Here is a 26,659-nt window from a genome sequence, read left to right as displayed (position 1 = left end):
TACCTGAGTGTTGCGTTCAAGTATTCACCGCATTTGTTGTATTTTCCTTACCTGTTTTCTCCGCCGCTTCCCGCGCCAGCTGCGCCTCCTGCCTTTGCAGCGTGCGGGCCAGGATCGACGAATACAGCGGCTTGCCGCCGAGCAGCTGCGCCACCACCGTGGCGCCGAGGCAGGTGATGATCATCGGTAAAATGAGTTGGTAGTTGTCGGTCATTTCCAGTACCAGCACGATGCCGGTCAGCGGGGCGCGCACCGTAGCGGCGAACAGCGCCCCCATGCCGGCGATGGCGAAGGTGCCCGCCTCGATGCCGTACTGCGGGAACAGATGCGCCCCCGCCAGCCCAAAGGCGGTGCCGAACAGCGTGCCCAGCGCCAGCATCGGCGCAAAGATGCCGCCCGGCGCGCCGGAACCGAAGCACAGCAGCGTAGTGAAGATGCGGGTGATAAAGATAAACATCAACATGCCGACGCTGTAATTGCCCGCCGCGGCGATCGGGATCAACCCAAAGCCGCCGCCCGCCGCCTCCGGCTGGATCAGCCCCAGAATGCCGCACACGCCGCCGAGCAGCCCGCCCATCAGCAAAATATTGCGCATTCTGCCGCCGTGCAGGCGCGCAAACATGTCTTGAGTGCGGAAAATCAGCGCGTTGAACCCCACGCCCACCGCACCGAATATCGCCCCCAGCACCAGATAGAGCCACAGGGTATTGATGGGCGCCGAAGAAAGTTTGTCGACCGCGATCACCGAACCCTGGCCGTTAAACAGCTGGAATACCACGCTCGACATGATCACGCCGATAAACACCGCTTTAATCGAGATCAGGTTGTAGCGGAACTGCGGCCGCATCTCTTCGATGATGAACAAGATGCCGGCTAGCGGCGCGTTGAACGCGGCGGACAACCCGGCGGCGGCCCCGGTCGCCAGCAGCGTATGACGCGCCTCGGCGCCGCGAATGCGCAGCACGTCCAATACCATGCGCCCGACGTTGCCGCCCATTTGCACCGTGGGGCCTTCGCGCCCCAGCACCATGCCCGCCCCCAGCGTGCCCATGCCGCCGATGAATTTCACCGGGATCACGCGCCACCAGCGCACCGGCCGCAGCTCCTCCAGCGCGCCTTCGATCTCCGGAATGCCCGAGCCGCCCGCCTCAGGCGCAAAGCGCCGCACCAGGTAATAGCCCAGCGCCGCCAGCGCGGCGGACAGGATAAACGCCAGCGGCCACACCAGGAGCCAGGAGTCGGCGACCTGCGCCAGCGAAGCCAGCCGCTGCTGCTGCACCCACTCCACCGCCTTATCGAAGGCCACGCCGAGCAAACCGGCCAGCGTCCCCACCAGCGCGGCCATCACCAGGATCGCCACCGGGGTCTTATCGCGGCGAATAAACTGACGCACCGCATCGCTGCGGCTAAGACGCGGGCTCAACGTCCCGACTGGCTGTGATTGTGATTCCGTCATCGCGAGTAATTCGTCAGGTAATTTGTAATACAAATAGGCAAGGCGGTTATTCTACCCCAACCCGGTGGCGGGCGCTGCCGTTAATGGTATCTGACTGTGATCGTTTCATAACGCGGCGCTCTCCTCTAGAATAGCGCGGTCAAATCATTCAAAAGAGAATCCAGGAGCCGATTTATGAGCCTACACAGCAAGTCCGAAAGTCTGTACGCCCAGGCGCAACAGTTGATCCCCGGTGGGGTGAACTCTCCGGTGCGTGCATTCACCGGCGTAGGCGGTGTGCCGCTGTTTATCGAGCGGGCTGACGGGGCTTACCTGTTCGATGCCGACGGCAAGGCCTATATCGACTATGTCGGTTCCTGGGGGCCGATGGTGCTGGGGCACAACCACCCGGCGATCCGCGACGCGGTGATCGAAGCGGCGCAGCGCGGCCTGAGCTTCGGCGCGCCGACCGAGATGGAAGTCAAAATGGCGCAGCTGGTCACCGAACTGGTGCCTACCATGGATATGGTGCGTATGGTGAACTCGGGCACCGAAGCCACCATGAGCGCCATCCGTCTGGCGCGCGGCTACACCAACCGCGACAAAATCATCAAGTTCGAAGGCTGCTACCACGGCCACGCCGACTGCCTGCTGGTGAAAGCCGGTTCCGGTGCGCTGACCCTCGGCCAGCCGAACTCACCGGGCGTGCCGGCCGACTTCGCCAAGCACACCCTGACCTGCACCTATAACGACCTGGATTCGGTGCGGGCCGCCTTCGAGCAGTACCCGTCCGAGATCGCCTGTATCATCGTCGAGCCGGTTGCCGGCAACATGAACTGCGTGCCGCCGCTGCCGGAATTCCTGCCGGGCCTGCGCGCCCTGTGCGACAAGTACGGCGCGCTCTTGATCATCGATGAAGTGATGACCGGTTTCCGCGTGGCGCTGGCCGGCGCACAGTCCTATTACGGCGTTGAGCCGGATCTGACCTGCCTCGGCAAAATCATCGGCGGCGGCATGCCGGTGGGCGCCTTCGGCGGCCGCCGCGACGTGATGGACGCGCTGGCGCCGACCGGCCCGGTCTACCAGGCGGGCACCCTGTCCGGCAACCCAATCGCCATGGCGGCGGGCTATGCCTGCCTGACCGAAGTATCACAGGTAGGCGTGCACCAGACGCTGACCGAACTGACCGAAATGCTGGCCGCAGGCCTGCTGCATGCGGCGCAGGAAGAGAATATCCCGCTGGTGGTCAACAACGTCGGCGGCATGTTCGGCCTGTTCTTCACCGACGCGCCGACAGTGACCTGCTATCAGGACGTGATGCAGTGCGATGTGGAACGCTTCAAACGCTTCTTCCACCTGATGCTGGAGGAAGGGGTGTATCTGGCGCCGTCCGCCTTCGAAGCGGGCTTCATGTCCGTGGCGCACAGCAAGGAAGACATTCAGCGCACCATCGACGCCGCGCGTCGCTGCTTCGCCAAGCTGTAATCCCGGCCGAATGGCCAAAAAAACGGGCGCCTCGGCGCCCGTTTTGTTTTTCGCTGCCGCTTAAAGCAGCGTGCCGTAAATGGTCAACAGCGCCACTACCACCACGATGATCATCGTCACCTTGCGAGCCAGCGTCACCGCTGCCCGCGGCGTTTGCACCGGGTCCATATGCGGATCGCGCGCCAGCGAGAACTGCGCCAGCCGCGTCAACACCTGATACGACGACGAATGCCGATCCCCCAGCGAGGCGAACCAGGCCGGCAGCGCACGCTCGCCGTGGCCGAACAGCGCGTAGGCCACCCCGGCCAAACGCACCGGGATCCAGTCCAGCCAGTTCAGCAGATGATCGATACCCGACTGCGAACGCTCCAGCGGCGTATTGTGACGCGCCAGCCAGGTTTGATAGGCGCGCAGGAAGGCATACCCCGCCAACGCGATCGGCCCGTAAGGCCCAAAGACCACGAACCAGAACAGCGGCGCCAGGTAATAGCGGAAATTGATCCACAGCAGCGCGTTTTGCAGCTCGCGCAGGCGCAGCTCTTCGCTGCAGTCCACCGGCAAACCGTGGATCAACGCCAGCTCTTCCGCCATCTGATCGCTGGCGTGGGTATCGCCCTGCCGCGCCGCTTTGAGGTAGGCGCGGTAGTGTTTGCGCTTGATGCCGGCGCCGACGCACAGCAGATCGATGACAATCCACAGCAGCAGCGTCACCACGCCGAAGAACAACCCGTGAGACAGCCACAGAACGCCCCAGACGATCACCATCCAGGCGGCGGTCATCGCCAGCGTCTGCGCCAGCGAAACCCGATGCAGCCGCTGAAACACCACTTCGAGACGGTGGTCCAGCTGCCAATGTTCTCCCAGCTTAAACAGGCGCTCCCAGGCCAAAACCAGCAACAGCGTAAACAGCGTCATTAGCGATTCCTCTCCCTTTTTCTTGCCTCAAGCATAGCGTCGACGGACGCGTCGCGTTGTTCCAGAGATGCCAGATAGCGATCCCAATCGAACGCCGGCCCGGGATCGGTCTTGCGGCCGGGGGCGATATCGCAATGCCCGGCGATATTGGCCACCAGCGGCGGATAATGTTCGGCCAGCAGCGCGGTGACAACCTGCAGCGTGCGGTATTGCGCCTCGGTGTAAGGCAACAGATCGGTGCCTTCCAGCTCGATGCCGATGGAGAAATCGTTGCACCGATCGCGCCCCTGATACAGGGAAACGCCCGCGTGCCAGGCGCGTTGGTCGAAGGGCACATACTGCACGATCTCCCCGTCGCGGCGGATCAGACAGTGCGCCGACACCCGCAGCTGATGGATCTCGGCGAAATAGGGGTGCTGCGCGGGATCGAGCGTGCCGGTGAACAGCTGGTCGATATAGGGGCCGCCGAACTCGCCGGGCGGCAGGCTGATGTTGTGGATGACCAGCAGCGAGGGGGGCTCGTCATCCGGGCGCCGATCGCAGTGCGGCGAGAGCACTCGCGTCACCCCGACAATCCAGCCATTTTCCAACTGCATCAGACACCTCTCTGCGGTGGTACTTATTCCTGCAACAGAGTAGCATGTTCCCCTACGATCTAACCGTCCATTTCGGAGTTTTCCATGCCGACACGCCGCTACAGTGCCGACCGTCGCCGCACCGAGCTTCTTGAACGAATTGAAAGTGATATTCCCTATGCCGTCGCCCAGGCGCTGCGCGAAGACCTGGGGGGTGAAGTCGACGCCGGGCGCGATATTACCGCGCAATTGTTACCGGCGGACAAGCAGGCCGAAGCCACCGTCATCACCCGCGAAGCCGGTGTATTCTGTGGCCGCCGCTGGCTGAATGAGGTCTTTATTCAATTGGGCAACCAGGTGCAGGTGGAGTGGCTGGTGGCGGACGGCGACCGTCTGACGCCGAACCAACCGCTTTGCCGGCTGCGCGGCCCCGCGCGGGTGATGCTGACCGGCGAGCGCACCGCGCTGAACTTCGTGCAGACGCTCTCCGGCGTGGCGACCGAAGTCAGCCGCTACGTGGCCCTGCTGGAAGGCACCCGGACTCGCCTGCTCGATACCCGCAAGACCCTGCCCGGCCTGCGCACCGCGCTGAAATACGCCGTACTGTGCGGGGGCGGCAGCAACCATCGGCTGGGGCTGTCCGACGCCTTCCTGATCAAGGAAAACCACATCATCGCCTCCGGCTCTATCAAGAACGCGGTGGAAAAAGCCTTCTGGCTGCACGCCGACGTGCCGGTGGAAGTGGAGGTCGAATCGCTTGATGAGCTGCAGCAGGCGCTGGATGCCGGTGCCGATATCATCATGCTGGACAACTTCAGCGTCGAGATGATGCGTCAGGCGGTCGCTCAAACCCAGGGCCGCGCCCAGCTGGAGGTGTCCGGCAACGTCACCAGCGAGACGCTGCGCACCTTTGCCGAGACCGGCGTGGATTACATTTCGGTCGGTGCGCTGACCAAGCACATCACTGCACTCGATCTGTCGATGCGCTTCAAATGATCCCCCTCGCCCCCGGCCGCTGTCGGGGGCGTTACCGTAAAATTGCGAACCTCCTCTCACCGTTTTTTTCACCGCTGCAAACGACATCATTACTGATGGAAGCGCGCCGAGAAACGCGCAAAAGCCCCTCGCCGAACCCCCGAGCAAACCGCTACCGTTGTCTTCCACACCCCAATGGAGAAAACAACGTATGGAAACGCAACGCGGCTTTACCCTGATAGAACTGATGGTGGTGATCGCCATCATCGCCATCCTCAGCGCCATCGGCATCCCTGCCTACCAACGCTACATCCAGAAAGCGGCAATGACCGACATGCTGCAAACCATGGCGCCGTATAAACTGGCGGTCGAGCTGTGCGTGCTGGACGAAGGCGCCCCCACCGGCTGTGAGGCCGGCAGCAAAGGCATTCCCACCGGCGGCACGTCGCGTTACGTCAGCGGGGTGAAAGTCGCCAAAGGCGTGATCACGCTGACCGGCACCCAGACGCTGCAGGGGCTGGCGGTGGCATTAACCCCCAAAGCGAACGCCGATGGGCTGACCCGCTGGAGCCGGCTGTGCAGCAGCGAAAACGCAACGCTGGTTGAGGTGTGCCAGGAAGTCTTCCGCTTCGACAACGCGGCGGAGTAACGGCGATGAACGCGCAAATCAGCGAAGAGGTTCACGCCCTGTGCCGGCGCTATCAGGCGTTGGCGCTGAACGAAGACCCGACCACTCTCACGATCGCGCTCAACGAAGAAGCGCCGCAGGGGCTGCTGGCGGCGCTGCGTTTCGCCACCGGCAAGCGCATCCATCTGGAACACTGGCCGGCGGCCAGGCTGGAGCAGGCGCTGAACCAACGCCACGAATCGCTGCCGGCGCCGCTGGCAGCCGAAGAAGACACCGCCGACATCGCCTACCCCGACGACGGCGATGCGCCGGTGGTGCAGTTCATCAACCAGACGCTGCGTCTGGCCATCCAGCGCCGCGCCTCGGATATCCACTTCGAGCCCTTTCGGCAGCATTTTCGCATTCGCCTGCGCATCGACGGCGTGCTGCAAACCCTCGCCTCACCGCCGCCGCAGCTGACCGCGCGCCTCATCGCCCGGCTGAAGATCCTCGGTCAGTTGGATATCGCCGAGCGCCGTCAGCCTCAGGACGGGCAACTCAGCCTGACGCTGGACAGCGCGCGTTATGCCATGCGTATCGCCACCCTGCCGACGCTGCACGGCGAAAAGGTGGTGCTGCGCGTTCAGCAAGGTGAGCAGCAGGAGCTGCCGCTGGATCAACTGGGCATGGGCCGGGCGGATCTGGCGCGCTACGCGACGGCGCTGGCCTGCCCGCAAGGTTTGATCCTGGTGACCGGCCCAACCGGCAGCGGCAAGACGGTCACGCTGTACAGCGGTCTGCGTCAGTTGAACGATGCGCAAAGCAACCTGTGCAGCGTCGAGGATCCGATCGAGATACCGCTGTTCGGCGTCAATCAAACCCAGATCAACGCCAAAACCGAGCTGAGTTTCGCCCGGGTGCTGCGCGCCCTGCTGCGCCAGGATCCGGATGTCATCATGATCGGCGAGATCCGCGATGCGGAAACCGCCGAGATCGCAGTCAAGGCCGCGCAAACCGGCCACCTGGTGCTGTCGACGCTGCATACCAACTCCACCGGCGAAACCCTGACGCGGCTAATGCACATGGGTATCCCCGGCTACCTGCTCGCCGGCTGCCTGAAGCTGGTCATCGCACAGCGGCTGGTGCGCAGGCTGTGTCGCCACTGCCGCTACCCGCACAGCCAGCCGACGCATTTTCCTACCTCGGTCTGGCCGGAGCCGCTGACCGCCTGGCGCGCCGACGGCTGCGAGCATTGCTTCGGCGGCTACTATGGGCGCATCGGCGTGTATGAGCTGTTGGCCATTACGCCGGAAATACAGGCGGCGTTGCTGGCGAACGCCGCGCCCAGCCTGCTGGCGGATGTCGCCCGCGAGCAGGGGCAGCTTTCGCTGCTGCAGGCCGGGCTGGCGCTGGCCAGCGAAGGCACGACCTCGCTGGAAGAACTGTACCGCGTGATCGACGTCGTCCAGCTCGGCGTAACCGCGCCATGAAAGCGCGCCGGCTGTTCCTATGGCAGGCTTTCGACGCCCAGGGCGCCTTGCGCCGCGGCGAACTGATGAGCGATGAAAAACGGCAGGTGAGCCGGTTGCTGATCGAACAAGGCCTGCAGCCTTGGCGGATTGGGCACGGCAAACGCATCACGCCCGGCCAGTGGCGCGGAGAACCCTTAATCCACTTCACCCGCCAACTCGCCACCCTGTTGCAGGCCGGGTTGCCGCTGGTCAATACGTTGCAGCTGCTGGCGGCAGAGCACCCTTCGGCAGCCTGGCGTTGCCTGTTGCGCCAGTTGGCAGAACAGGTGCGCGAAGGGCAGCCGCTCTCCGAAACCCTTGCCGCGCAGCCAGGCGTTTTTCCACTTATCTATCGCCAACTGATCGCCATCGGCGAACTGACCGGCAACCTCGATCGCTGCTGCCTGCAGCTGGCACAACAACAGGAAGCCCAGCTGATGCTGCGCCGCAAAGTGACCAAAGCGCTGCGGTATCCCCTCTTCATCTGTGCGGTGGCGCTGCTGGTCAGCGTGCTGATGCTGGTGATGGTGCTGCCGGAATTCGCCAAGGTTTATCAGTCGTTCGATGCGCCGCTGCCCTGGTTTACCCAAGGGTTATTGGGGGTGTCCGCGCTGCTGATCGCCGTTGGCCCCTATTTGGCGCTGCTGCTCGGCGCATTGCTGCTCGGCTATTGCCGCTGGCTGCATCCACGCCCGCCATGGCGCCGACGTGAACAGGCCGCCTTGCTGCGCCTGCCGCTGATCGCCCGGCTGGTGAGCGGCGGCGCGCTGAGCCAAACCTTTCGTATTCTGACCATGACCCAACGCGCGGGGCTGACGCTGGTGGAAGGGTTGAACGCGGCGGCACTGGCGGCGGATCATCTGCTGTACCGACAGGCGCTGGAGCAGGTGCAGCGGCAGATCGCCGAAGGCGAGGCATTTCATCATGCCCTGGGCCTGCAACCGCTGTTTCCGCCGCTGTGCCGGCAACTGGTGCGGGTGGGCGAAGAATCCGGTTCGCTGGACGCCTTGCTGGATAAATTGGCGCAGTGGTACGAACGGCAGACGCACGAGCTGGCCGATACGCTGGCGCAAACGCTGGAGCCGCTGCTGATGCTGGTGGTGGGCGGGATTGTCGGTGCTTTGGTGATCGCCATGTACCTGCCTATTTTTCAACTGGGCAGCGTACTGGGATAAAGAAGAGGATAGCGGGCGCCGCTGTGCGCTGCGCCCGATGCAAGGTGCGGCTTATTTGCTGCCGAAGACGCGGTTTTCCTGCTCCGCCACGCGGATAAAGGTGGTGCGCTTGGTCAACTCTTTCAGGCGCTCGGCACCGACGTAGGTGCAGGCGGAGCGCAGGCCGCCGAGGATATCGCGCACGGTAAACTCCACCTCGCCACGCAGCGGCAGCTTGACGGTTTTGCCTTCGGCCGCACGATACTCCGCCACGCCGCCGACGTGGCGTTTCATCGCCGACTCGGAGCTCATACCGTAGAACAGCATGAACTTCTCGCCGTTCTCTTCCACCACGGTGCCTTCGCACTCGTCGTGGCCGGCCAGCATGCCGCCCAGCATCACGAAGTCAGCACCGCCGCCGAAGGCTTTGGCAACGTCGCCCGGCACCGAGCAGCCGCCGTCGCTGACGATTTGGCCGCCCAGCCCGTGGGCCGCATCGGCGCATTCGATCACCGCCGACAGCTGCGGGTAGCCCACGCCGGTCTTCACGCGGGTGGTACAGACTGAACCCGGGCCGATGCCGACCTTAACGATGTCGGCGCCGGAGAGGATAAGCTCTTCCACCATCTCGCCGGTCACTACGTTGCCGGCGCAGATCACGTGATTCGGGCAAGCTTCGCGCGCTTTCTGCAGGAAGGCGACGAAATGTTCAGAGTAGCCGTTGGCCACGTCGATGCAGATGAATTTGAGCGCCGGAGACAGGGCCAGGATCTGCTGCATTTTGGCGAAGTCGGCTTCGGAAGTGCCGGTGGACACCATGACGTGGCGCAGCACCGATTCCGGCATGCGCTGCACGAAGTCAGCCCATTGCTCGACGCTGTAATGTTTGTGTACGGCGGTGAGAACGTCGAAAGAAGCCAGGGCCTCGGCCATGCGGAAGGTGCCCACCGTGTCCATGTTAGCGGCGATAATCGGCACGCCGGACCAGCTGCAACCTGAATGCTTGAAGGTAAACTGACGTTCCAGTTCAACCTCGGAGCGGCTTTTCAGCGTGGAGCGCTTAGGGCGGATCAACACGTCTTTAAAGCCCAACATCAAATCTTCTTCAATACGCATGACTTATGATTTCCTGGTTAATGGCGACGGATCGCAAGGAGGATATTCGAACCTCTGCCCGACGGCTTTCCAGTGGCGCAAAAAGACGGCGGCGAGATTAATGCCAGTTCCAGTGACGTTATAATACGCGCTAATAATCGCCGAACAAGACTGCGAATTCGCCTTTATTTACGCTACAATCCGACAAATTTACCTGCATAACCGCAGTGTGATTGCCCGCTCATTTTTGCCGTGCCGCTGCGCTTTTTCTCGCCGTCCGATCGGTGCCGACGCGCAAGCGCCGCCTGCCGACTTGCACTTCTGCGCGATCGCTTTATGATTCGACTATTATTTTTTTATGAACATCGGATGCACCTAACACCATGGCCTACATTGTTGCGTTGACCGGGGGCATAGGCAGCGGCAAGACGACCGTCGCGAACGCCTTTGCGCGCCACGGCGCAACCCTCGTCGATGCCGACGTGATCGCCCGTCAGGTCGTCGAGCCGGGCACCCCTGCTTTGGCCGCGATCGCCGAGCGATTTGGTAATGAAATGTTGCTGCCGGACGGCGCATTGAACCGCGCTGCGCTGCGTCAGCGCATCTTTAGCCATCCCGATGACAAAACCTGGCTGAACCAGCTGCTGCATCCGCTGATACACCGTGAAACCCAGCGCCAACTGGCGCAGGCCACCAGCCCGTACGCGCTGTGGGTAGTGCCGCTGCTGGTGGAAAACGGTCTGCAGGAGCGCGCCGATCGGGTGCTGGTGATCGACGTCGACGCCGAAACCCAGCTGGCTCGCACCATCGCGCGCGACGGCGTCAGCCGCGAGCAAGCGCAGAGAATTCTCGCCGCCCAGGCCACGCGCCGGCAGCGCCTCGCCGTGGCGGATGACATTATTGACAACAGCGGCGCCGCTCAGGGGATAGAGCCACAGGTCGCCGCACTGCATCGTCGCTACCTTGAACTGGCGGCAACAGCGCCCCAACAGGATTAAACTGCATGAGTGATGTTTCCCCAACCGTTCTCTTTGAACACCCGCTGAACGAAAAAATGCGTACCTGGCTACGCATCGAATTTCTGCTGCAACAGCTGCACGGCCAACGCGCCCTGAGCGAAACCGCCATCGCCCTCACCTTCTTTCGCACCGTCTCCGACTTGCTGGACGTGCTGGAGCGCGGCGAAGTACGCACCGAATTGCTCAAAGAGCTGGAGCGCCAGCAGCAGAAACTGTTGGCCTGGGCCGATGTGCCGGGCGTGGATATGGCGCTGATCGATCAGCTGCGCGGCCAGTTGAAGTCGCGCTCATCGGCGCTGATGGCGGCGCCGCGCCTAGGCCAGGCTCTGCGCGAAGACCGGCTGATCGGTCTGGTGCGCCAGCGGCTGAACATTCCCGGCGGCTGCTGCAGCTTCGATCTGCCGACCCTGCACATGTGGATGCACGCGCCGCAGCAGGATCGCGATGCCGACGTCGCCACCTGGCTGCAGTCGCTGGATCCGCTGAACCAGGCGTTGATCATGGTGTTGGATCTGATCCGCCAATCCGGGCCGTTCCGCAATCAAATCAGCCTGAACGGCTTTTTCCAGGACAACGCCGAAGGGGCGGATCTGCTGCGCCTGCGCCTCCATCTGGCGCCGCAGCTTTATCCGCAGATTTCCGGCCACAAGACCCGCTATGCCATTCGCTTCCTGCCGCTGGATAGCGAAAATGGCGTGGTGCCTGAACGCCTGACGTTCGAACTGGCCTGTTGTTGAACTTGTGCAAGAAAGCCTTCTCAGCATTGGCAGAAGGCGTAAGGAACCGTTATGACGACCGTAGTAAAATGCCCAACCTGTGGCACCGGCGTGGTTTGGGGTGAAGTTAGCCCCTTCCGGCCGTTTTGCAGCAAGCGCTGCCAGCTGATCGATCTCGGCGAGTGGGCCGATGAAGAGAAGCGTATTCCGAGCAACAGCGATCTGTCGGAAAGCGAAGACTGGAGTGAAATGGACGATCGTTGATCGTCCACGATTGGCCTGGCGCCCGCCAGGCCAACCTTGTTATTGCGCAGCGTTCGCCTGCGCCACCAGCAGCTGAATAATGCCGGCGTTGGCTTCCGGGAACTCGTCTTCACGCAGCTCTGCCTGTTTTACCCAGCGCATCGGTTGCCCCTCGCGGCCGAACGGCTCGCCCGCCCAGGCTTCCACCAGATAAAAATTCAGCGTCACGATGCGATCGCTGAAGCGGTGCTCCACCACCTCCAACAGTTCGGCGCGTTCGGCTTCGATACCGGTCTCTTCCCGCAGTTCGCGGCGCAGCGCCTGCTCCGGCGTTTCACCCTGTTCGATCTTGCCACCGGGGAACTCCCAGAATCCGGCCATGTGCGCGTCGGCGGCGCGGCGGGTAATAAAGATCTCCCGTTGCGCATTACGGATGATGCCCACGGCGATATTCAGATGTTTCATCTCACCCTCCTGATGGGTGTCAAAAAACAGGGGCTCAGCAAGCTGAACCCCTGGGTATTATCGATTAACCGCAGCCGGCATTACTGCAGGCGGCCGTGGCACTGCTTGTATTTCTTTCCGGAGCCGCATGGGCACGGATCGTTGCGGCCCACTTTACGCTCGGCGGTCGCCGGCGCGTTCGGATCTTCGGTCACCAGCGCGTTCTCGTCGTGGTGGCTCAGCTGTTGGTGCTGCGCCAGGCGCTCGGCCTCTTCACGGCGCTGCTGTTCCAGCGCTTCCACCTCTTCCGGCATCCGCACCTGAACCTTGCTCAGCACGCTGATCACTTCATATTTCAGCGATTCCAGCATAGTGGCGAACATGTTGAAGGATTCACGCTTGTACTCCTGCTTAGGATCCTTCTGCGCATAGCCGCGCAGGTGAATACCCTGACGCAGGTAGTCCATCGCCGCCAGGTGCTCTTTCCACAGGGAATCCAGCGTCTGCAGCATCACGCCCTTCTCGAAGTTGCGCATCATTTCGCTGCCGACCACTTCTTCCTTACGCTGGTACTGCTCTTTGGCGTTCTCCAGAATGCGTTCGCGCAGCGTCTCTTCGTGCAGCTCCGGCTCTTTGTCCAGCCATTGTGCGATCGGCATCTCCAGATCGAAGTCGTTCTTCAGGCGCTCTTCCAACCCCTGAATGTCCCACTCTTCTTCCAGCGACTGCGGCGTAATGTAGTTGTCGATGGTGCTCTTGAACACGTCCTCGCGGATGCTGGCGATGGTTTCGCTCACGTCGGACACGTCCAGCAATTCGTTACGCTGGCTGTAGATGGCGCGGCGCTGATCGTTAGCGACGTCGTCGTATTCCAGCAGCTGCTTACGGATGTCGAAGTTGCGGCTCTCTACCTTGCGCTGGGCGTTGGCGATCGCCTTGGTCACCCACGGGTGCTCAATCGCTTCGCCTTCTTTCATACCCAGTTTGCGCATCATGCCGGACACGCGATCCGACGCGAAGATACGCATCAGGGCATCTTCCATCGACAGGTAGAAGCGGGATGAACCGGCATCGCCCTGACGACCGGAACGGCCGCGCAGCTGATTATCGATACGGCGCGATTCATGGCGCTCGGTGCCGATGATATGCAGGCCGCCCGCCGCCAGCACCGCGTCATGGCGCACTTTCCAGGCCGCTTTGATGGCCTCGATCTGCTCTTCGGTCGGCTCTTCCAACAACGCCACTTCGGCCTGCCAGCTGCCACCCAGCACGATATCGGTACCACGGCCCGCCATGTTGGTGGCGATGGTTACCGCACCGCTCTGGCCGGCCTGGGCGACGATGTCCGCCTCCATGGCGTGGAATTTGGCGTTCAGCACCTTGTGCTCGATGCCCGCTTTGGTCAGCTCATGGGAAACCACTTCGGATTTCTCGATTGAGATGGTACCCACCAGCACCGGCTGGCCTTTGGCGGTACGCTCGCGGATGTCTTCGATGATGGCGCCGATCTTCTCTTTCTCGGTCATGTACACCAGATCCGGCATGTCCTTACGGATCATCGGACGGTTGGTTGGCACCACGATGGTGTCCAGCTTGTAGATCGAGCTGAATTCGAAGGCTTCGGTATCGGCGGTACCGGTCATCCCGGCCAGCTTCTCGTACAGACGGAAGTAGTTCTGGAAGGTGATTGAAGCCAGCGTCTGGTTCTCGTTCTGGATCTCCACGCCTTCTTTGGCTTCCACCGCCTGGTGCAGGCCGTCGGACCAGCGGCGGCCCTGCATGGTACGCCCGGTGTGCTCGTCGACGATGATCACTTCGCCGTCTTTCACGATGTAGTCAACGTCGCGGGTGAACAGCACGTGGGCGCGCAGCGCGGCGGTAACGTGGTGCATCAGCATGATGTTGGTCGGCGAGTACAGCGATTCGCCCTCATCCATGATGCCGGCTTCCACCAGCATCTCTTCGATCAGGATCAGGCCGCGTTCGGTCAGGTGGACCTGACGCGCCTTCTCATCCACCGAGAAGTGCCCTTCACCCTTGAAGGTGTCGGAGTCTTCTTTTTCCTGGCGAATCAGTTTAGGGATCAGCTTGTTGACCTTGATGTACATCTCGGAGCTATCTTCAGCCGGGCCGGAGATGATCAGCGGCGTACGCGCTTCATCGATCAGGATGGAGTCCACCTCATCCACCAACGCATAGTGCAGTTTGCGCTGCACGCGCTCTTCCGGGCTGAACGCCATGTTGTCGCGCAGGTAGTCGAAACCGTATTCGTTGTTGGTGCCGTAGGTGATGTCAGCGGCGTAAGCTTCACGCTTGGCCGGCGCCGGCATGCCCGGCAGGTTGATGCCGATGCTCAGGCCGAGGAACTCGAACAGCGGACGGTTGTTTTCGGCGTCACGCTGCGCCAGATAGTCGTTGACGGTCACGACGTGCACGCCGCGGCCGCTCAGGGCGTTCAGGTAGGCCGGCAGCGTCGCGGTCAGGGTTTTACCTTCACCGGTGCGCATCTCGGCGATGCAGCGGTCGTTCAGCACCATGCCGCCCAGCAGCTGCACGTCGAAGTGACGCATGCCGAACACGCGCTTGCTCGCCTCACGCACTACGGCGAAGGCTTCCGGGATCAGGCTTTCCAGCGACTCACCTTTCTCCAGGCGCGCACGGAACTCGTTGGTTTTCGCTTTCAGTTCGTCATCGGACAGTTTTTCCATGTCCGGTTCCATGCGGTTGATCTGCTCAACCACTTTGCGCATGCGGCGCAGGGTACGATCGTTACGGCTGCCAAAAACTTTGGTTAATAATTTCACTAACATGATGTTTGATATCTCTGTCATGACGGCCGAATACGGCAGTCAACTTGCTATTATTTATGGTTTTTGTGCCCTGAGGGCGGAGTCAGACGAGCGCGGCAGGCCCGGCGCGAATGCCCTGTACCTGCGCCACCCACAGGCCGGTCTGGTGCCGTGCCAGCGTTGGCAGCACCTCAAGGTGGGTATGGCGAATGATCGTCGGCGGCTTCGGCTCGTGCGTCAGCAGCGCGTTGAGGGTAGAAAGCAGCGCCAGTTGCGCTACCTGCAAAGGCGGTTCGGCTTCGGCTTCGCTCTCCTGCACCCGCGCATAAACCGCCTGCGGCGCCAGCGCGAAAGAGAGGTGACGAATGACGGTGCGCAGCGCATGTTGCTGCCAGTAATCTACGCTGAAGGTAGGGCGACGGTGCGCGTCCTGCAGCAGGGCCAGGCTGTTGAAGGTGCCGTTGGCTGAATTTTGCCGGTTAAGGCTGGACGACGTATTCGGCAGTGCGGCCTGATCGGGGGCGCCGGGCAAATTGGAAGACGCGCCAAGCGTGGCCGCAACCATCCCTAACAGGAGATGGGGCCAGAAATAACGTCTGCCAAATTGTCGCCAACGATTTAGAATACCGATCACGAGTTTATAATCCGCCGGAGCCCATTATGCGCGATAGCCGTCCACAATTATTAGATGTCCTGTTCGACGACGCGTCTGCCGGCAGCAAAGGGCCGCTGCATAACGTCCAGCAACGCGCGGTGGCGCTGCTCAAGCTTAACCGTGCAGTGAAGGGCCTGTTGCCTGCTCCCCTGCATCCCTGGTGCCGCGTCGCGAATTTCCGACAGGGTATTTTAGTGCTTGAAACGGCAAATGCCAGTTGGATGATGCGCTTGCGCTACGAACAACCCGCTTTGCTGTCTGCACTACGAGCGCAAATTCTACCATCATTGTCGTCGATCGACATCAGGATTAATCCGGCCTTGATGGCGAAAGGCAGCCACCAGGTGCAAAACGCAGAGAAAGCGCCGGAAAAACCCGTGCCGATGCGGCATTTGAGTCTGGAAAGTGCGGAAGAACTGAGAGGATTGGCGAGCCGTAGCCCGGAGAAACTGCGCAAGATATTGGAACGGCTGGCTGCATTGGCCGGAGAGGGTACCAACACAACCAGTCGTGATAAGTAATCAGCGACACAGCTGCAAAACATCAGATCGCATCACGAGCCTGAGTTCTCAGGCTCTCAGAGGATGCACCTGCCTTTATTCGCAGCAGGCGAGGAATTCAGACCTTACGCCAATACGGTGGACGGTGCCTTGAATGCCAACGGCATTTCGGCTTCGTCCTGGAAGGTCACGTATTCCCACGCTTCCTGCTTGGCCAGCACGGCCTGCAGCAGTTTGTTGTTCAGCGCGTGGCCAGACTTGAACGCGGTGAACGCGCCAATGATGTTGTGGCCGCACATGAACAGGTCGCCGATGGCGTCCAGCATTTTGTGACGTACGAACTCGTCTTCGAAACGCAGGCCGTCTTCGTTCAGCACGCGGTAGTCATCTACCACGATAGCGCAATCGAAGCTGCCGCCCAAGGCCAGGCCGCGGGACTGCAGGTATTCGATGTCGCGCATAAACCCGAAGGTGCGCGCGCGGCTGATTTGACGAACGAACGACTCAGCCGAGAAATCGAGACGATAGCGCTGAGAGCTGGCGTCGATAGCCGGGTGGTTGAAGTCGATGGTGAAGTCCAGGCGGAACCCGTTATGCGGGGACAGCTCGGCCCATTTGTCGCCATCTTCAACACGCACGGTCTCTTTCAGACGCAGGAATTTCTTCGCCGAGTTCAGTTCTTCGATGCCGGCATCCAGCAGCAAGAACACGAACGGACTGGCGCTGCCGTCCATGATTGGGATTTCAGCGGCGTCGACTTCGATAACGATGTTGTCGATGCCCAACCCAGCCAGCGCGGCGTTGAGGTGTTCAACGGTCGAAATACGCACGTCATGCTCATTCACCAGGCAAGTACAGAGCATGGTATCACGCACGGATTTTGCATCAGCCGGAAAATCAACCGGTGGATTCAAGTCAGTGCGACGATAGATGACCCCGGTATTAGCCGGCGCTGGGCGCATTGTCAGCGTGACTTTCTTGCCGGTATGCAAACCGACGCCAGTCGCCTGAACAATACGTTTTAATGTCCTTTGTTTGATCATCGTTTTATCTCGCAATGTTATCCATCCTACCAGCCAAGCATACAGCATGGCCGGCGGGACAGTTTAGCACAAAGAGCGGAGATTCCAAATTCTCAGGATATTCTTAGTCTGCCTGTTTACGCAGGAAGGCTGGAATATCAAGATAGTCGGGCTCTTTATTCGGCTGCGCAGCTTGGTCGTTGACCACCTTGGCGGCAGGTTTCACTTCCTGCGGCAGAGGCGACATGCCGTGCTGCTGATAACGGTGATCCATCACCGGCTGGCTGGCCTGCTTATTGGTCACCAGGGTGATTTCAGGACGTTTGTCCATACCGATACCGGTTGCAACCACGGTTACGCGCAGTTCGTCGTTCATTTCCGGATCCAGCGAGGTACCGATAACCACGGTAGCGTTGTCGGACGCGAACGCACGGATGGTGTTACCCACGGTTTCGAACTCATCCAGACGCAGGTCGAAGCCGGCGGTGATGTTGACCAGCACGCCGCGCGCGCCGGACAGGTCGATGTCTTCCAGCAGTGGGCTGGAGATCGCCATTTCGGCCGCTTCTTCGGCACGGTCTTCACCGCAAGCCACGCCGGAACCCATCATCGCGTAGCCCATTTCGGACATCACGGTGCGCACGTCGGCGAAGTCGACGTTCATCAGGCCCGGACGGGTGATCAGCTCGGCGATACCCTGCACCGCGCCTTTCAGCACGTCGTTGGCCGCGCCGAACGCGTCCAGCAGAGAGATGCCGCGCCCCAGAACTTTCAGCAATTTATCGTTCGGGATGGTGATCAGCGAGTCCACGTGTTTGGACAGCTCAGCGATACCCTGCTCCGCGAATGCCATGCGCTTCTTGCCTTCGAAGTTGAAAGGCTTGGTCACCACGGCCACGGTCAGAATACCCAAATCTTTAGCCACTTCAGCCACCACTGGTGCCGCACCGGTACCGGTACCGCCGCCCATGCCGGCCGCGATGAAGACCATGTCTGCGCCGTCCAGCGCTGCGCGCAGGGCTTCGCGGTCTTCTTCCGCTGAATTGCGACCCACTTCCGGGTTCGCGCCCGCACCCAGACCTTTGGTAATACCGCTACCAATCTGGATGGTTTGGCCAACCGCCGTTTTGCGGAGCGCCTGGGCGTCCGTGTTCACAGCAAAGAATTCAACACCTTCGATGCGCTCGCGCACCATGTGTTCAACGGCATTGCCACCGCCGCCGCCGACGCCGATGACTTTAATCACCGCGTCATTGGTTAGTTCCATTGGTTCAAACATAGTTTCTCTCCGTTTTGTGCCTGTCGCTGCGAGATCATAAAAAGATTACTCAGCATGATCTCTTTGTTGAAACATTAAAACTCTTTTCTCAGCCAGCTATTGATACGTTTAAACCAATTGCCCACCGAGGCGCGTTTTTCTACTTCCGTCTCACCGCTCAGGTGAGACTCTTTTCCATAGTGCAGCAGACCTACCGCTGTCGAGTAGTAAGGCTCCTGCGCATAATCCGTCAGACCCGTGATGTTCAAGGGTTGGCCGATGCGTACCTGGGTGTGGAACACCCGTTGCGCACAGGCTGCCAGGCCATCAATCTGGGCGGCGCCACCGGTCAGCACGATACCGGCTGCCAGATGATGCTTCACCCCTTGCTGACGCAGTTGCTCCTGCAATTGCAAAATTTCATCGTTAACCAGATTCAACAGTTCGGTGTAGCGTGGCTCAATGACCTCAGCCAGCGTCTGTCTTTGCAGACTGCGCGGAGGACGTCCCCCGACGCTAGGCACCTCTACATTCTCATCCTTGCTAACAATCGACCCAAGCGCACAGCCGTGTCGAACTTTAATCGCTTCCGCGTCGGTCGGCGGCGTGCCGAAGGCGTAGGCGATATCGCTGGTGACCACGTTCCCGGCATAAGGGATCACTTTGGTGTGGCGCAGCGCACCGCCGGTGTACACCGCCATATCCATGGTGCCGCCGCCGATATCCACCACGCAAACGCCGAGTTCGCGTTCATCTTCGGTCAGCACCGCGTAGCTCGCGGCCAGACCGGCGAAAATAAGTTGGTCAACTTTCAGGCCGCAACGTTCCACGGCCTTGACGATGTTCTTCGCCATATCGTTATGGCAGGTAATCAGATGCACCTTGGCTTGCATGCGCACACCGGACAGCCCAACCGGGTTTTTGATGCCTTCCTGATAATCGATGGCGTATTCCTGAGGAATCACGTGCAGAATGCGGTGTTCGTCGCGCACGCGCACCGATTTGGCGGTGTGCACCACGTTCTCCACGTCATCCTGCGTCACTTCCTCTTCCGAGATCGGCACCATGCCGATTTCGTTCTGGCAGCTGATGTGTTTGCCCGACAGCGCCAGGTACACCGAGGAGATCTGGCAGTCCGCCATCAGCTCGGCCTGATCGATGGCGCGCTGTACGCACTTCACCACCGACTCCAGGTCGTTTACGCCACCCTTATCCATGCCGCGAGACGGGCAGCTGCCCACCCCGATAATGTTGACCATGCCATCGGGCAGAACTTCCCCTACCAACGCGGAGACTTTTGCAGTACCGATCTCCAGTCCAACTACCAGTTTTCTGTCCGTCGACTTGATCATTGTTGTTTTGCCTGTGCCTGATTCTGTTGCTGATTACTGTTTTGCTGACCGCCAAGCGCCTGCGGATCGACCAACACCGGAGCCCACCCTACCGAAGCGCCGGACTCGTAGCGCAGATCGACATAGCTGACACGCTTGCTCTCCGCCTGGCCCTGCTGCTGCAATACCGGGTAAAGCTCGATAAACCGCTGCAAACGCCCGTTGCGGTCATCGCGCCCCAGCTCAAGCCGGACATCGTTGTCCAGCGCCAGCTGCCAGGAATGGCGCGCGGTCATCGCCGCCATTTTCAGCGTATATTTGCTGGCCGCCAACGTGGCGCTCATCGCCCGATAGCCTTCCAGCACATCCTGCTCGCTCCCTTCCGGACCGTAGAGCAGCGGCAACTTCTGTTTGCCCGCCCGCTCCGCCGGCACGCTGAACGCTTTGCCTTCGGCGTCCACCATGTGCAAATCGTTCCAGCGCGCCACCGGGACGTACTCCACCAGATGGATCTTCAGCTCATCCGGCCATTGTTTGCGCACGCTGGCCTGCTTGATCCACGGCAGACGTTCGATCTGCTGCTGGATGACGTCCACATCCTGCGTCATAAAGGTGCCGGGCGCGCCCAGCGCCAGGATCGCCTGACGAATATCATCGTTGGTGGTGTAGTGGCGTTCGCCGGTCACCACCAGCCTTGAGAGCGGCAGGCGACTGGCGTCTTTCATCCAGCCAAGCACCGCCCAACCGCTCCACACGACCGTTCCCAACACCATCAGCAGGAAAATCATTCCCGCCAACTGGGTTCCATTGCTGCGGCGCGGGCCGTTATCCACCTCGCGATCGCGCGCATTCAGGGCAGCTTGCGACATATCAGTCGGCCAACTCCAAAATTCTCGCCACCAACCGCGAGAAGCTTAATCCAAACTGGCGCGCCGCCATCGGCACCAGGCTATGACTGGTCATGCCCGGAGAGGTGTTCACCTCAAGCAGATAGAAGCTGCCATCGCTGTCTTGCATCACGTCGACGCGGCCCCAGCCGCTGCAGTCCAGGCCGCGATAGGCGCGCAGCGCCAACGCCGCCATCTCGGCTTCCTGCTCGGCGCTCAAACCGCTCGGGCAGAAGTACTGCGTGTCGTCCGAAATGTACTTGGCCTGGTAGTCGTAAAACACGCCGGCCGGCTGGATGCGGATCGACGGCAGAACCTGGTCGCCCAGCATCGCCACGGTATATTCCGGGCCGCTCAGCCACTTCTCCACCAATACGTCGTCATCATGGCGGAAGGCCTCTTCCAACGCGGCTTCCAACGCGGCGCTTTCAGTGACCTTGCTCATGCCGACGCTGGAACCTTCACGGCTCGGCTTGACGATCAGCGGCAGGCCGAGCTCCGCCACGCGTGCCAGCAGCGCCGCTTTTTCGCCGCCGAGGTACAGCTGGCGATTCAGCGCCACGTAAGGCGCCACCGGCAAACCCATCGACTGCCACACCATTTTGGTGCGCCATTTGTCCATGGTCAGCGCCGAGGCCATCACACCGCTGCCGGTATAAGGCAGTTCGAGGAACTCCAGCAGCCCCTGCAGGGTGCCGTCCTCGCCGCCGCGGCCATGCAGCGCGATAAACACTTTGGTGAACCCCTGCTCTTTCAGCTGGGTCACCGGGAAATCGCGGGTATCGACGCCGTGCGCATCGATACCGGCTTCGCGCAACCCGGCCAGCACCGCGGCACCGGATTGCAGAGAGACTTCACGTTCAGCGGAGGTGCCGCCCAGCAGAACTGCAACTTTATCAGCCATGGTGCTCCTCCTCTTTCTTCGGCGGCTGCAGCTTCAGCTCGGCCAGTTTACGGGCGATTTTGCCCACGTTGCCGGCGCCTTGCACCAGCACCAGGTCTTCATCCTGCAGCAGCTGCGCCAGGGTTTCCGGCACGGTATCGGCATCGGAAACCAGGATCGGATCCAGCTTGCCGCGGCTGCGGATGGTGCGGCACAGCGAACGGCTGTCCGCGCCCGGGATCGGCGCTTCGCCAGCGGCGTACACGTCGAGCATCAGCAGCACATCCACCTGCGACAGCACGTTGGCGAAATCGTCGTACAGATCGCGGGTGCGCGTATAACGGTGCGGCTGGAAGATCATCACCAAACGCTTGTCTGGCCAGCCGGCGCGCGCCGCTTTCAGCGTGGCGTCCACCTCGGTCGGATGGTGGCCGTAGTCGTCCACCAGCATCGCGCTGCCCGCTTTGCCGTTGACCGGCTCCAGCGGGAACTCGCCGAGGAAATCGAAGCGACGCCCGGTGCCCTGGAAGCCCGCCAGCGCGCGCAGGATATCTTCGTCGTCGATGCCTTCTTCGGTTGCCACCGCCACCGCCGCCGCCGCGTTCAACGCATTGTGGCGGCCCGGCGCGTTCAGCGTCACCGTCAGCAACGGTTTGTCCTGACGGCTCAGGGTAAAGTGCCCCTGCGGCCCAATCTGCCGGTAGTCTTCGATGCGCACATCGGCATCTTCACTGAAGCCATAGGTGGTGATGTGGCGACCCACGCGCGGCAACAGCTCGCGCACGACCGGATCGTCGATGCACATCACCGCACGGCCGTAGAACGGCAGGTTGTGCAAGAAATTGATAAACGTCTGCTTCAGGTTCTCGAAGTCACCCTGGTAAGTGTCCATATGGTCGGCTTCGATGTTGGTGACCACGGCCACCATCGGCTGCAGATGCAGGAACGACGCATCGCTCTCATCCGCTTCCGCGATCAGATAACGGCTGGACCCCAGTCGCGCGTGGGTGCCCGCCGCCTTCACCAGCCCGCCGTTGACGAAGGTCGGGTCCAGGCGGGCTTCGGCGTAAATGCTCGAAACCATCGCCGTGGTGGTGGTTTTGCCGTGCGTGCCGGCGATAGCGATGCCGTGGCGAAAACGCATCAGCTCCGCCAGCATTTCTGCGCGGCGGATCACCGGGATGCGCGCTTCACGGGCGGCGACGATCTCCGGGTTGTCGGCGGAGATGGCGGTAGACACCACCACTACGCTCGCATCCAGCACGTTTTCCGGACGGTGATTGAAATAAATCGTCGCCCCGAGCGCGCTCAACTGTTGGGTGACCGGATTCGGCGCCAGGTCGGAGCCGCTGATCTGATACCCTTCGTTTGCCAACACTTCGGCGATACCACCCATGCCGGCGCCACCGATGCCGACAAAGTGAATGTGCCGGACGCGACGCATCTCGGGCACGATAGTACGTAGTTTCGCCAGTTGTTGTGTATTCATCACTCTCTCTAATCCGGATCCGGTACCCCGGCCCTACATCACATTGCTTTTATTCAGGTTCGGCGCACCGAACCCCTGCACTCGTTACTTGGCGAGCCGCACCAGCTCCGCCGCCACGCGCTCGGTGGCGTCCGGAATGGCGACCGCGCGCGCTTTCTCGGCCATGGCCAGCAGCGTCTTGCGATCCCAGCTCGCCAGCAGTTCAGCCACCACATCGGCGTTGAACTGCGGCTGTTCGATAATCTTCGCCGCGCCGGCTTCTTCCAGCGGACGCGCGTTCCAGTACTGCTGACGGTCCTTGTGCATGAATGGCACGAAGATCGCCGGCAGCCCCGCTGCCGCGATTTCGCTGACGGTCAACGCGCCGGAGCGGCAGACCACCACGTCGGCCCAAGCGTAGGCGGCGGCCATGTCGTCGATGAACTCGGTCACCTTGTGCTGCGTCTGCCCTACCCTTTCGTAGTCGCTCAGCACCGTTTCCAGCGCGCCCTTGCCAACCTGATGCCAGAGCGTAATTCTATCGCCCAAACGCGCCGCGACTTCAGGAACTGTCTGATTCAGCACGCGCGCGCCCTGACTTCCGCCAATCACCAGCACGCGGATCGGGCCTTCGCGCCCCTGCAACCGCTCCGCCGGCAACGGCAGCGCCAACACGTCGGTACGTACCGGGTTGCCCACCACCTCGGCGTTCGGGAACGCGCCGGGGAAGGCCTGCATCACTTTGGCGGCGATGCGCGCCAGCCAGCGGTTGGTCAAGCCGGCGATGCCGTTCTGCTCGTGCAGCACCACCGGGATGCCGCACTGCCAGGCCGCCAGGCCGCCGGGGCCGGACACGTAACCGCCCATCCCCAGCACCACGTCCGGCTGATAGCTGCGCATGATGGCTTTCGCCTGGCGCACCGCCTGCCAGATCCGCAGCGGCGCAGTCAGCTGGGCCTTCAGGCCTTTGCCGCGCAGGCCGGAGATGCGGATAAAATCAATCTCGATCCCGTGCTTCGGCACCAGATCGGCTTCCATTCGGTCTGCGGTTCCGAGCCAGCGCACCTGCCAGCCCTGCGCCATCAGATGATGCGCGACCGCCAGCCCCGGGAACACGTGCCCGCCGGTACCGCCTGCCATCACCATTAAACGCTTAGGTTTCCCGCTCATCCCTTACCTCTTCACAAACGCCTGAGCCTTGGTCAGGCGCGTTTCATAATCAATTCGCAGCAACAGCACGATGGCCGTCGACATAATCAGCAAGCTCGAACCGCCGTAACTGATCAGCGGCAGCGTCAGACCTTTGGTCGGCAGCATGCCCGCGGCGGCGCCGACGTTAACCAGCGCCTGGAAGCTGAACCATACGCCGATCGCGCAGGCCAGGAAGCCGGAGAAGCGTTGGTCGATCTCCAGCGCGCGGCGCCCGATGGACATCGCGCGAAAAGCGACGAAGAATACCATTAACAGGGCTAAAACCACACCGATATAGCCCAGTTCTTCACCCAAAATGGAGAAGATGAAGTCGGTGTGTGCTTCCGGCAAATACTCCAGTTTCTGCACCGAGTTGCCGAGCCCCTGTCCCCAGAACTCGCCGCGGCCGAACGCCATCAGCGACTGGGTCAGCTGGTAGCCGCTGCCGAACGGATCGGCCCACGGGTTCCAGAACGACGTCACGCGGCGCATACGGTACGGTTCCGCGATGATCAGCAGCACCACGGCGAACACGCCGGAGCCGATGATCGCCAGGAACTGCCACATTTTCGCGCCGGCCAGGAACAGCATCGCCAGCGTGGTGATGAACAGCACCACCACGGTACCGAGGTCCGGCTGCGCCAGCAGCAGCACTGCCAGCACCACCATCACGCCCATCGGCTTGCAGAAGCCCCAGAAGTTGCTGCGTACCTCTTCCACCTTGCGCACCAGATAGCTCGCCAGGTAGCAGAACAGCGACAGCTTGGACAGCTCCGCCGGCTGAATGCGCAGCGGGCCAAGCGCGATCCAGCGCGAGGCCCCGTTCACCGAACTCCCCACCACCAGCACGATCAGCAGCATCACGATCGACATCAGCAGCATCACGTTGCTGTAGCGCTGCCAAATCTCCATCGGGACGCGCAGCGTCACCAGCGACAGGCCGAACGCCAGGCCGAGGTACAGCGCGTCGCGTTTGGCGAACAGGAACGGATCGTCCGCCAGGCGTTGGCCGATCGGCATCGACGCCGAGGTCACCATCACGAAGCCGATGATCGCCAACCCGAAGGTCAGCCACAGCAGGGTGCGATCGTACAGCACCATGTTGACCGCGTCGTTGTCGCGCGCGCCGGTCACCCAGTCTTTCAGTCGTTCTGTCAGCCCGAAGTTCGGCAAGCGTAGTTTCATCCGCCAAGCTCCTGCGCCAGGCGGGCGAACTCATCGCCGCGCACTTCAAAATTACGGAACTGATCGAGGCTGGCGCAGGCCGGCGACAGCAATACCATGTCGCCAGGCTGTACGCGGCCGGCGATGGTGCGCATCGCCTGCTCCATGGTCTCAGTCAGCGTCGCCACCTCCGGCCGCAGCTGTGCCAGCTGGGCGCCGTCGCGGCCAAAGCAGTACAGACGCACGTTGTCGCCCTGCAGGTAGCGCGCCAGCGGCGAGAAATCGGCGGACTTGCCGTCGCCGCCCAGCAGCAGATGCAGCGTGCCGTCTACCTGCAGGCCGTTCAGCGCCGCTTCGGTGCTGCCGACGTTGGTGGCTTTGGAATCGTTGATCCAACGCACGCCGTTGTGCTCCCAGGCCAGCTGGAAGCGGTGCGCCAGGCCGGTGAAGGTGGTCAGCGCCTTCAGGCTGGACGCGCGCGGGATATTGACCGCATCCGCCAACGCCAACGCCGCCAGGGCGTTGGTGTAGTTGTGGCGGCCGGTCAGTTTCATCTCGCGCGTATTCAGCACTTTCTCACCGCGCACCCGCAGCCAGGTTTCCCCCTGCTGGCGGTTCAGGTGATAATCGCCGACGTCCGCACCGAAGCTGACGCAGCGCTCGTCGGCGCCGCGCACCGGCATGGTCAGTGCATCGTCTGCGTTCACCACGCACACGGCGGCGTTTTCATACACGCGCAGCTTGGCGCCGCGATACTGCTGCAGGCCGAACGGATAGCGATCCATATGATCTTCGGTCACGTTCAGGATGGTCGCCGCCGCCGCCCGCAGGCTATACGTCGTTTCCAGCTGGAAGCTGGACAGCTCCAGCACGTAAAGCTGGCATTCCTGACGCAGCAGGCTCAGCGCCGGCAGGCCGATATTGCCGCCCACGCCCACCGCCCAACCGGCGGCTTTCGCCATCTCGCCCACCAGGGTGGTGACGGTGCTTTTGCCGTTGGAGCCGGTGATCGCCACGATCGGCGCCTGCGCTTCACGGCAGAACAGTTCGACGTCGCCGACGATTTCCACGCCGGCATCCGCCGCAGCGCTCAATGCCGGGGTCGCCAGCGCGACGCCCGGGCTGGCAACGATCAGATCCGCCGCCAGCAGCCAGTCCTGATTCAGATCGCCCAGATGACGCTCCACGCTCTCAGGCAGTTTGTCCAAGCCTGGCGGCGCGATACGGGTATCCATCACGCGCGGCGTCACGCCGCGCGCCATGAAGAAATCGACGCAGGACAGGCCGGTGAGGCCCAACCCGATGATGACGACTTTTCTACCCTGATAGTCTGCCAT

At 61.7% G+C, this 26,659-nt stretch carries 25 protein-coding genes; 9 read left to right on the top strand and 16 right to left on the bottom strand.

What is annotated here, in order from left to right; genetic code table 11:
* Nucleotides 1-16 precede the first annotated feature (16 nt).
* The gene (gene clcA / locus QOL81_RS14140) at nucleotides 17-1,456 is read right to left on the bottom strand and encodes a H(+)/Cl(-) exchange transporter ClcA (protein ID WP_047728941.1); all 1,440 of its coding nucleotides are present in this window, start codon (nucleotides 1,454-1,456) and stop codon (nucleotides 17-19) included.
* A gap of 174 nt (nucleotides 1,457-1,630) precedes the next feature.
* Between clcA and hemL the strand changes: the two genes are divergently transcribed.
* On the top strand, nucleotides 1,631-2,920 hold the full coding sequence (gene hemL / locus QOL81_RS14135) for a glutamate-1-semialdehyde 2,1-aminomutase (protein ID WP_049272773.1): 1,290 nt from the start codon (nucleotides 1,631-1,633) through the stop codon (nucleotides 2,918-2,920).
* Nucleotides 2,921-2,980: 60 nt separating this feature from the next.
* Here hemL and ampE read toward each other — a convergent pair whose 3' ends face one another.
* Both ampE and ampD read right to left on the bottom strand, forming a co-directional pair.
* Nucleotides 2,981-3,835 (bottom strand): beta-lactamase regulator AmpE, encoded by an 855-nt coding sequence (gene ampE / locus QOL81_RS14130; protein WP_033631795.1) that lies wholly within the window; start codon nucleotides 3,833-3,835, stop codon nucleotides 2,981-2,983.
* Nucleotides 3,835-4,431: a 1,6-anhydro-N-acetylmuramyl-L-alanine amidase AmpD gene (gene ampD / locus QOL81_RS14125; protein ID WP_060422503.1), complete on the bottom strand. Its 597-nt coding sequence runs from the start codon at nucleotides 4,429-4,431 to the stop codon at nucleotides 3,835-3,837. Before ampD ends, ampE begins: the two co-directional genes overlap by 1 nt.
* Before the next feature lie 84 nt (nucleotides 4,432-4,515).
* Here ampD and nadC point away from each other — a divergent pair, with 84 nt between their 5' ends.
* The 4 genes from nadC to hofC all read left to right on the top strand — a co-directional run bounded on the left by nadC (nucleotide 4,516) and on the right by hofC (nucleotide 8,678).
* Nucleotides 4,516-5,406, top strand: coding sequence for a carboxylating nicotinate-nucleotide diphosphorylase (gene nadC / locus QOL81_RS14120; RefSeq protein ID WP_060422499.1), 891 nt, complete (start codon nucleotides 4,516-4,518; stop codon nucleotides 5,404-5,406).
* A 190-nt stretch (nucleotides 5,407-5,596) separates the two neighbouring features.
* Nucleotides 5,597-6,034, top strand: coding sequence for a prepilin peptidase-dependent pilin (ppdD, locus tag QOL81_RS14115; RefSeq protein ID WP_060422496.1), 438 nt, complete (start codon nucleotides 5,597-5,599; stop codon nucleotides 6,032-6,034).
* A 5-nt stretch (nucleotides 6,035-6,039) separates the two neighbouring features.
* On the top strand, nucleotides 6,040-7,482 hold the full coding sequence (gene gspE, locus QOL81_RS14110) for a type II secretion system protein GspE (RefSeq protein WP_060422493.1): 1,443 nt from the start codon (nucleotides 6,040-6,042) through the stop codon (nucleotides 7,480-7,482).
* The gene (gene hofC, locus QOL81_RS14105; RefSeq protein ID WP_060440770.1) at nucleotides 7,479-8,678 is read left to right on the top strand and encodes a protein transport protein HofC; all 1,200 of its coding nucleotides are present in this window, start codon (nucleotides 7,479-7,481) and stop codon (nucleotides 8,676-8,678) included. Before gspE ends, hofC begins: the two co-directional genes overlap by 4 nt.
* A 51-nt stretch (nucleotides 8,679-8,729) precedes the next feature.
* Here hofC and QOL81_RS14100 read toward each other — a convergent pair whose 3' ends face one another.
* Complete coding sequence (locus QOL81_RS14100) at nucleotides 8,730-9,773, bottom strand: GMP reductase (protein ID WP_283439892.1); 1,044 nt, start codon at nucleotides 9,771-9,773, stop codon at nucleotides 8,730-8,732.
* Nucleotides 9,774-10,135: 362 nt separating this feature from the next.
* Between QOL81_RS14100 and coaE the strand changes: the two genes are divergently transcribed.
* From coaE to yacG, 3 genes are read left to right on the top strand one after another with little or no spacing between them, the layout of a single operon-like run.
* Entirely contained in the window at nucleotides 10,136-10,750 is a 615-nt protein-coding gene (gene coaE / locus QOL81_RS14095) for a dephospho-CoA kinase (protein ID WP_060422484.1), read from the top strand.
* Between the two features lie 5 nt (nucleotides 10,751-10,755).
* A complete protein-coding gene (gene zapD / locus QOL81_RS14090) occupies nucleotides 10,756-11,508 on the top strand; it encodes a cell division protein ZapD (protein ID WP_038873498.1) in 753 nt (250 codons plus the stop codon).
* A 51-nt stretch (nucleotides 11,509-11,559) separates the two neighbouring features.
* Complete coding sequence (gene yacG / locus QOL81_RS14085; RefSeq protein WP_004932737.1) at nucleotides 11,560-11,751, top strand: DNA gyrase inhibitor YacG; 192 nt, start codon at nucleotides 11,560-11,562, stop codon at nucleotides 11,749-11,751.
* A 39-nt stretch (nucleotides 11,752-11,790) separates the two neighbouring features.
* Here yacG and mutT read toward each other — a convergent pair whose 3' ends face one another.
* The 3 genes from mutT to secM all read right to left on the bottom strand — a co-directional run bounded on the left by mutT (nucleotide 11,791) and on the right by secM (nucleotide 15,597).
* A complete protein-coding gene (gene mutT, locus QOL81_RS14080; protein ID WP_084826851.1) occupies nucleotides 11,791-12,195 on the bottom strand; it encodes an 8-oxo-dGTP diphosphatase MutT in 405 nt (134 codons plus the stop codon).
* A gap of 80 nt (nucleotides 12,196-12,275) precedes the next feature.
* Nucleotides 12,276-14,984 (bottom strand): preprotein translocase subunit SecA, encoded by a 2,709-nt coding sequence (secA, locus tag QOL81_RS14075; protein ID WP_038873493.1) that lies wholly within the window; start codon nucleotides 14,982-14,984, stop codon nucleotides 12,276-12,278.
* An 82-nt stretch (nucleotides 14,985-15,066) separates the two neighbouring features.
* Nucleotides 15,067-15,597 carry a secA translation cis-regulator SecM gene (gene secM / locus QOL81_RS14070; protein ID WP_038873490.1) on the bottom strand — a complete coding sequence of 177 codons (531 nt, stop codon included), beginning with the start codon at nucleotides 15,595-15,597 and terminating at the stop codon, nucleotides 15,067-15,069.
* A gap of 26 nt (nucleotides 15,598-15,623) precedes the next feature.
* Here secM and QOL81_RS14065 point away from each other — a divergent pair, with 26 nt between their 5' ends.
* Nucleotides 15,624-16,139: a DUF721 domain-containing protein gene (locus QOL81_RS14065; protein WP_033637110.1), complete on the top strand. Its 516-nt coding sequence runs from the start codon at nucleotides 15,624-15,626 to the stop codon at nucleotides 16,137-16,139.
* A 104-nt stretch (nucleotides 16,140-16,243) separates the two neighbouring features.
* Here the strand turns inward: QOL81_RS14065 and lpxC are convergent, their stop codons facing one another.
* The 9 genes from lpxC to murD form a co-directional block, all read right to left on the bottom strand.
* Nucleotides 16,244-17,161: a UDP-3-O-acyl-N-acetylglucosamine deacetylase gene (gene lpxC / locus QOL81_RS14060; protein ID WP_004932754.1), complete on the bottom strand. Its 918-nt coding sequence runs from the start codon at nucleotides 17,159-17,161 to the stop codon at nucleotides 16,244-16,246.
* A gap of 103 nt (nucleotides 17,162-17,264) precedes the next feature.
* The gene (gene ftsZ / locus QOL81_RS14055; RefSeq protein ID WP_004932757.1) at nucleotides 17,265-18,419 is read right to left on the bottom strand and encodes a cell division protein FtsZ; all 1,155 of its coding nucleotides are present in this window, start codon (nucleotides 18,417-18,419) and stop codon (nucleotides 17,265-17,267) included.
* Between the two features lie 74 nt (nucleotides 18,420-18,493).
* Complete coding sequence (gene ftsA / locus QOL81_RS14050) at nucleotides 18,494-19,750, bottom strand: cell division protein FtsA (RefSeq protein ID WP_004932758.1); 1,257 nt, start codon at nucleotides 19,748-19,750, stop codon at nucleotides 18,494-18,496.
* Nucleotides 19,747-20,598, bottom strand: coding sequence for a cell division protein FtsQ (gene ftsQ / locus QOL81_RS14045; protein WP_004932761.1), 852 nt, complete (start codon nucleotides 20,596-20,598; stop codon nucleotides 19,747-19,749). Before ftsQ ends, ftsA begins: the two co-directional genes overlap by 4 nt.
* A gap of 1 nt (nucleotide 20,599) precedes the next feature.
* On the bottom strand, nucleotides 20,600-21,520 hold the full coding sequence (locus QOL81_RS14040) for a D-alanine--D-alanine ligase (protein ID WP_283439891.1): 921 nt from the start codon (nucleotides 21,518-21,520) through the stop codon (nucleotides 20,600-20,602).
* A complete protein-coding gene (gene murC / locus QOL81_RS14035) occupies nucleotides 21,513-22,988 on the bottom strand; it encodes a UDP-N-acetylmuramate--L-alanine ligase (protein WP_025301571.1) in 1,476 nt (491 codons plus the stop codon). The genes QOL81_RS14040 and murC overlap by 8 nt, the downstream gene beginning before the upstream one ends.
* 84 nt (nucleotides 22,989-23,072) lie before the next feature.
* The gene (murG, locus tag QOL81_RS14030; protein WP_060422475.1) at nucleotides 23,073-24,137 is read right to left on the bottom strand and encodes an undecaprenyldiphospho-muramoylpentapeptide beta-N-acetylglucosaminyltransferase; all 1,065 of its coding nucleotides are present in this window, start codon (nucleotides 24,135-24,137) and stop codon (nucleotides 23,073-23,075) included.
* 3 nt (nucleotides 24,138-24,140) lie between these two features.
* A complete protein-coding gene (ftsW, locus tag QOL81_RS14025) occupies nucleotides 24,141-25,343 on the bottom strand; it encodes a cell division protein FtsW (protein WP_038873480.1) in 1,203 nt (400 codons plus the stop codon).
* Nucleotides 25,340-26,659: a UDP-N-acetylmuramoyl-L-alanine--D-glutamate ligase gene (murD, locus tag QOL81_RS14020; protein WP_025301569.1), complete on the bottom strand. Its 1,320-nt coding sequence runs from the start codon at nucleotides 26,657-26,659 to the stop codon at nucleotides 25,340-25,342. The genes ftsW and murD overlap by 4 nt, the downstream gene beginning before the upstream one ends.

This window comes from Serratia sp. CC22-02 (assembly GCF_900182895.1).
Taxonomy (GTDB): domain Bacteria; phylum Pseudomonadota; class Gammaproteobacteria; order Enterobacterales; family Enterobacteriaceae; genus Serratia; species Serratia nevei.
This window is presented reverse-complemented; position numbering and strand designations above follow the sequence as displayed.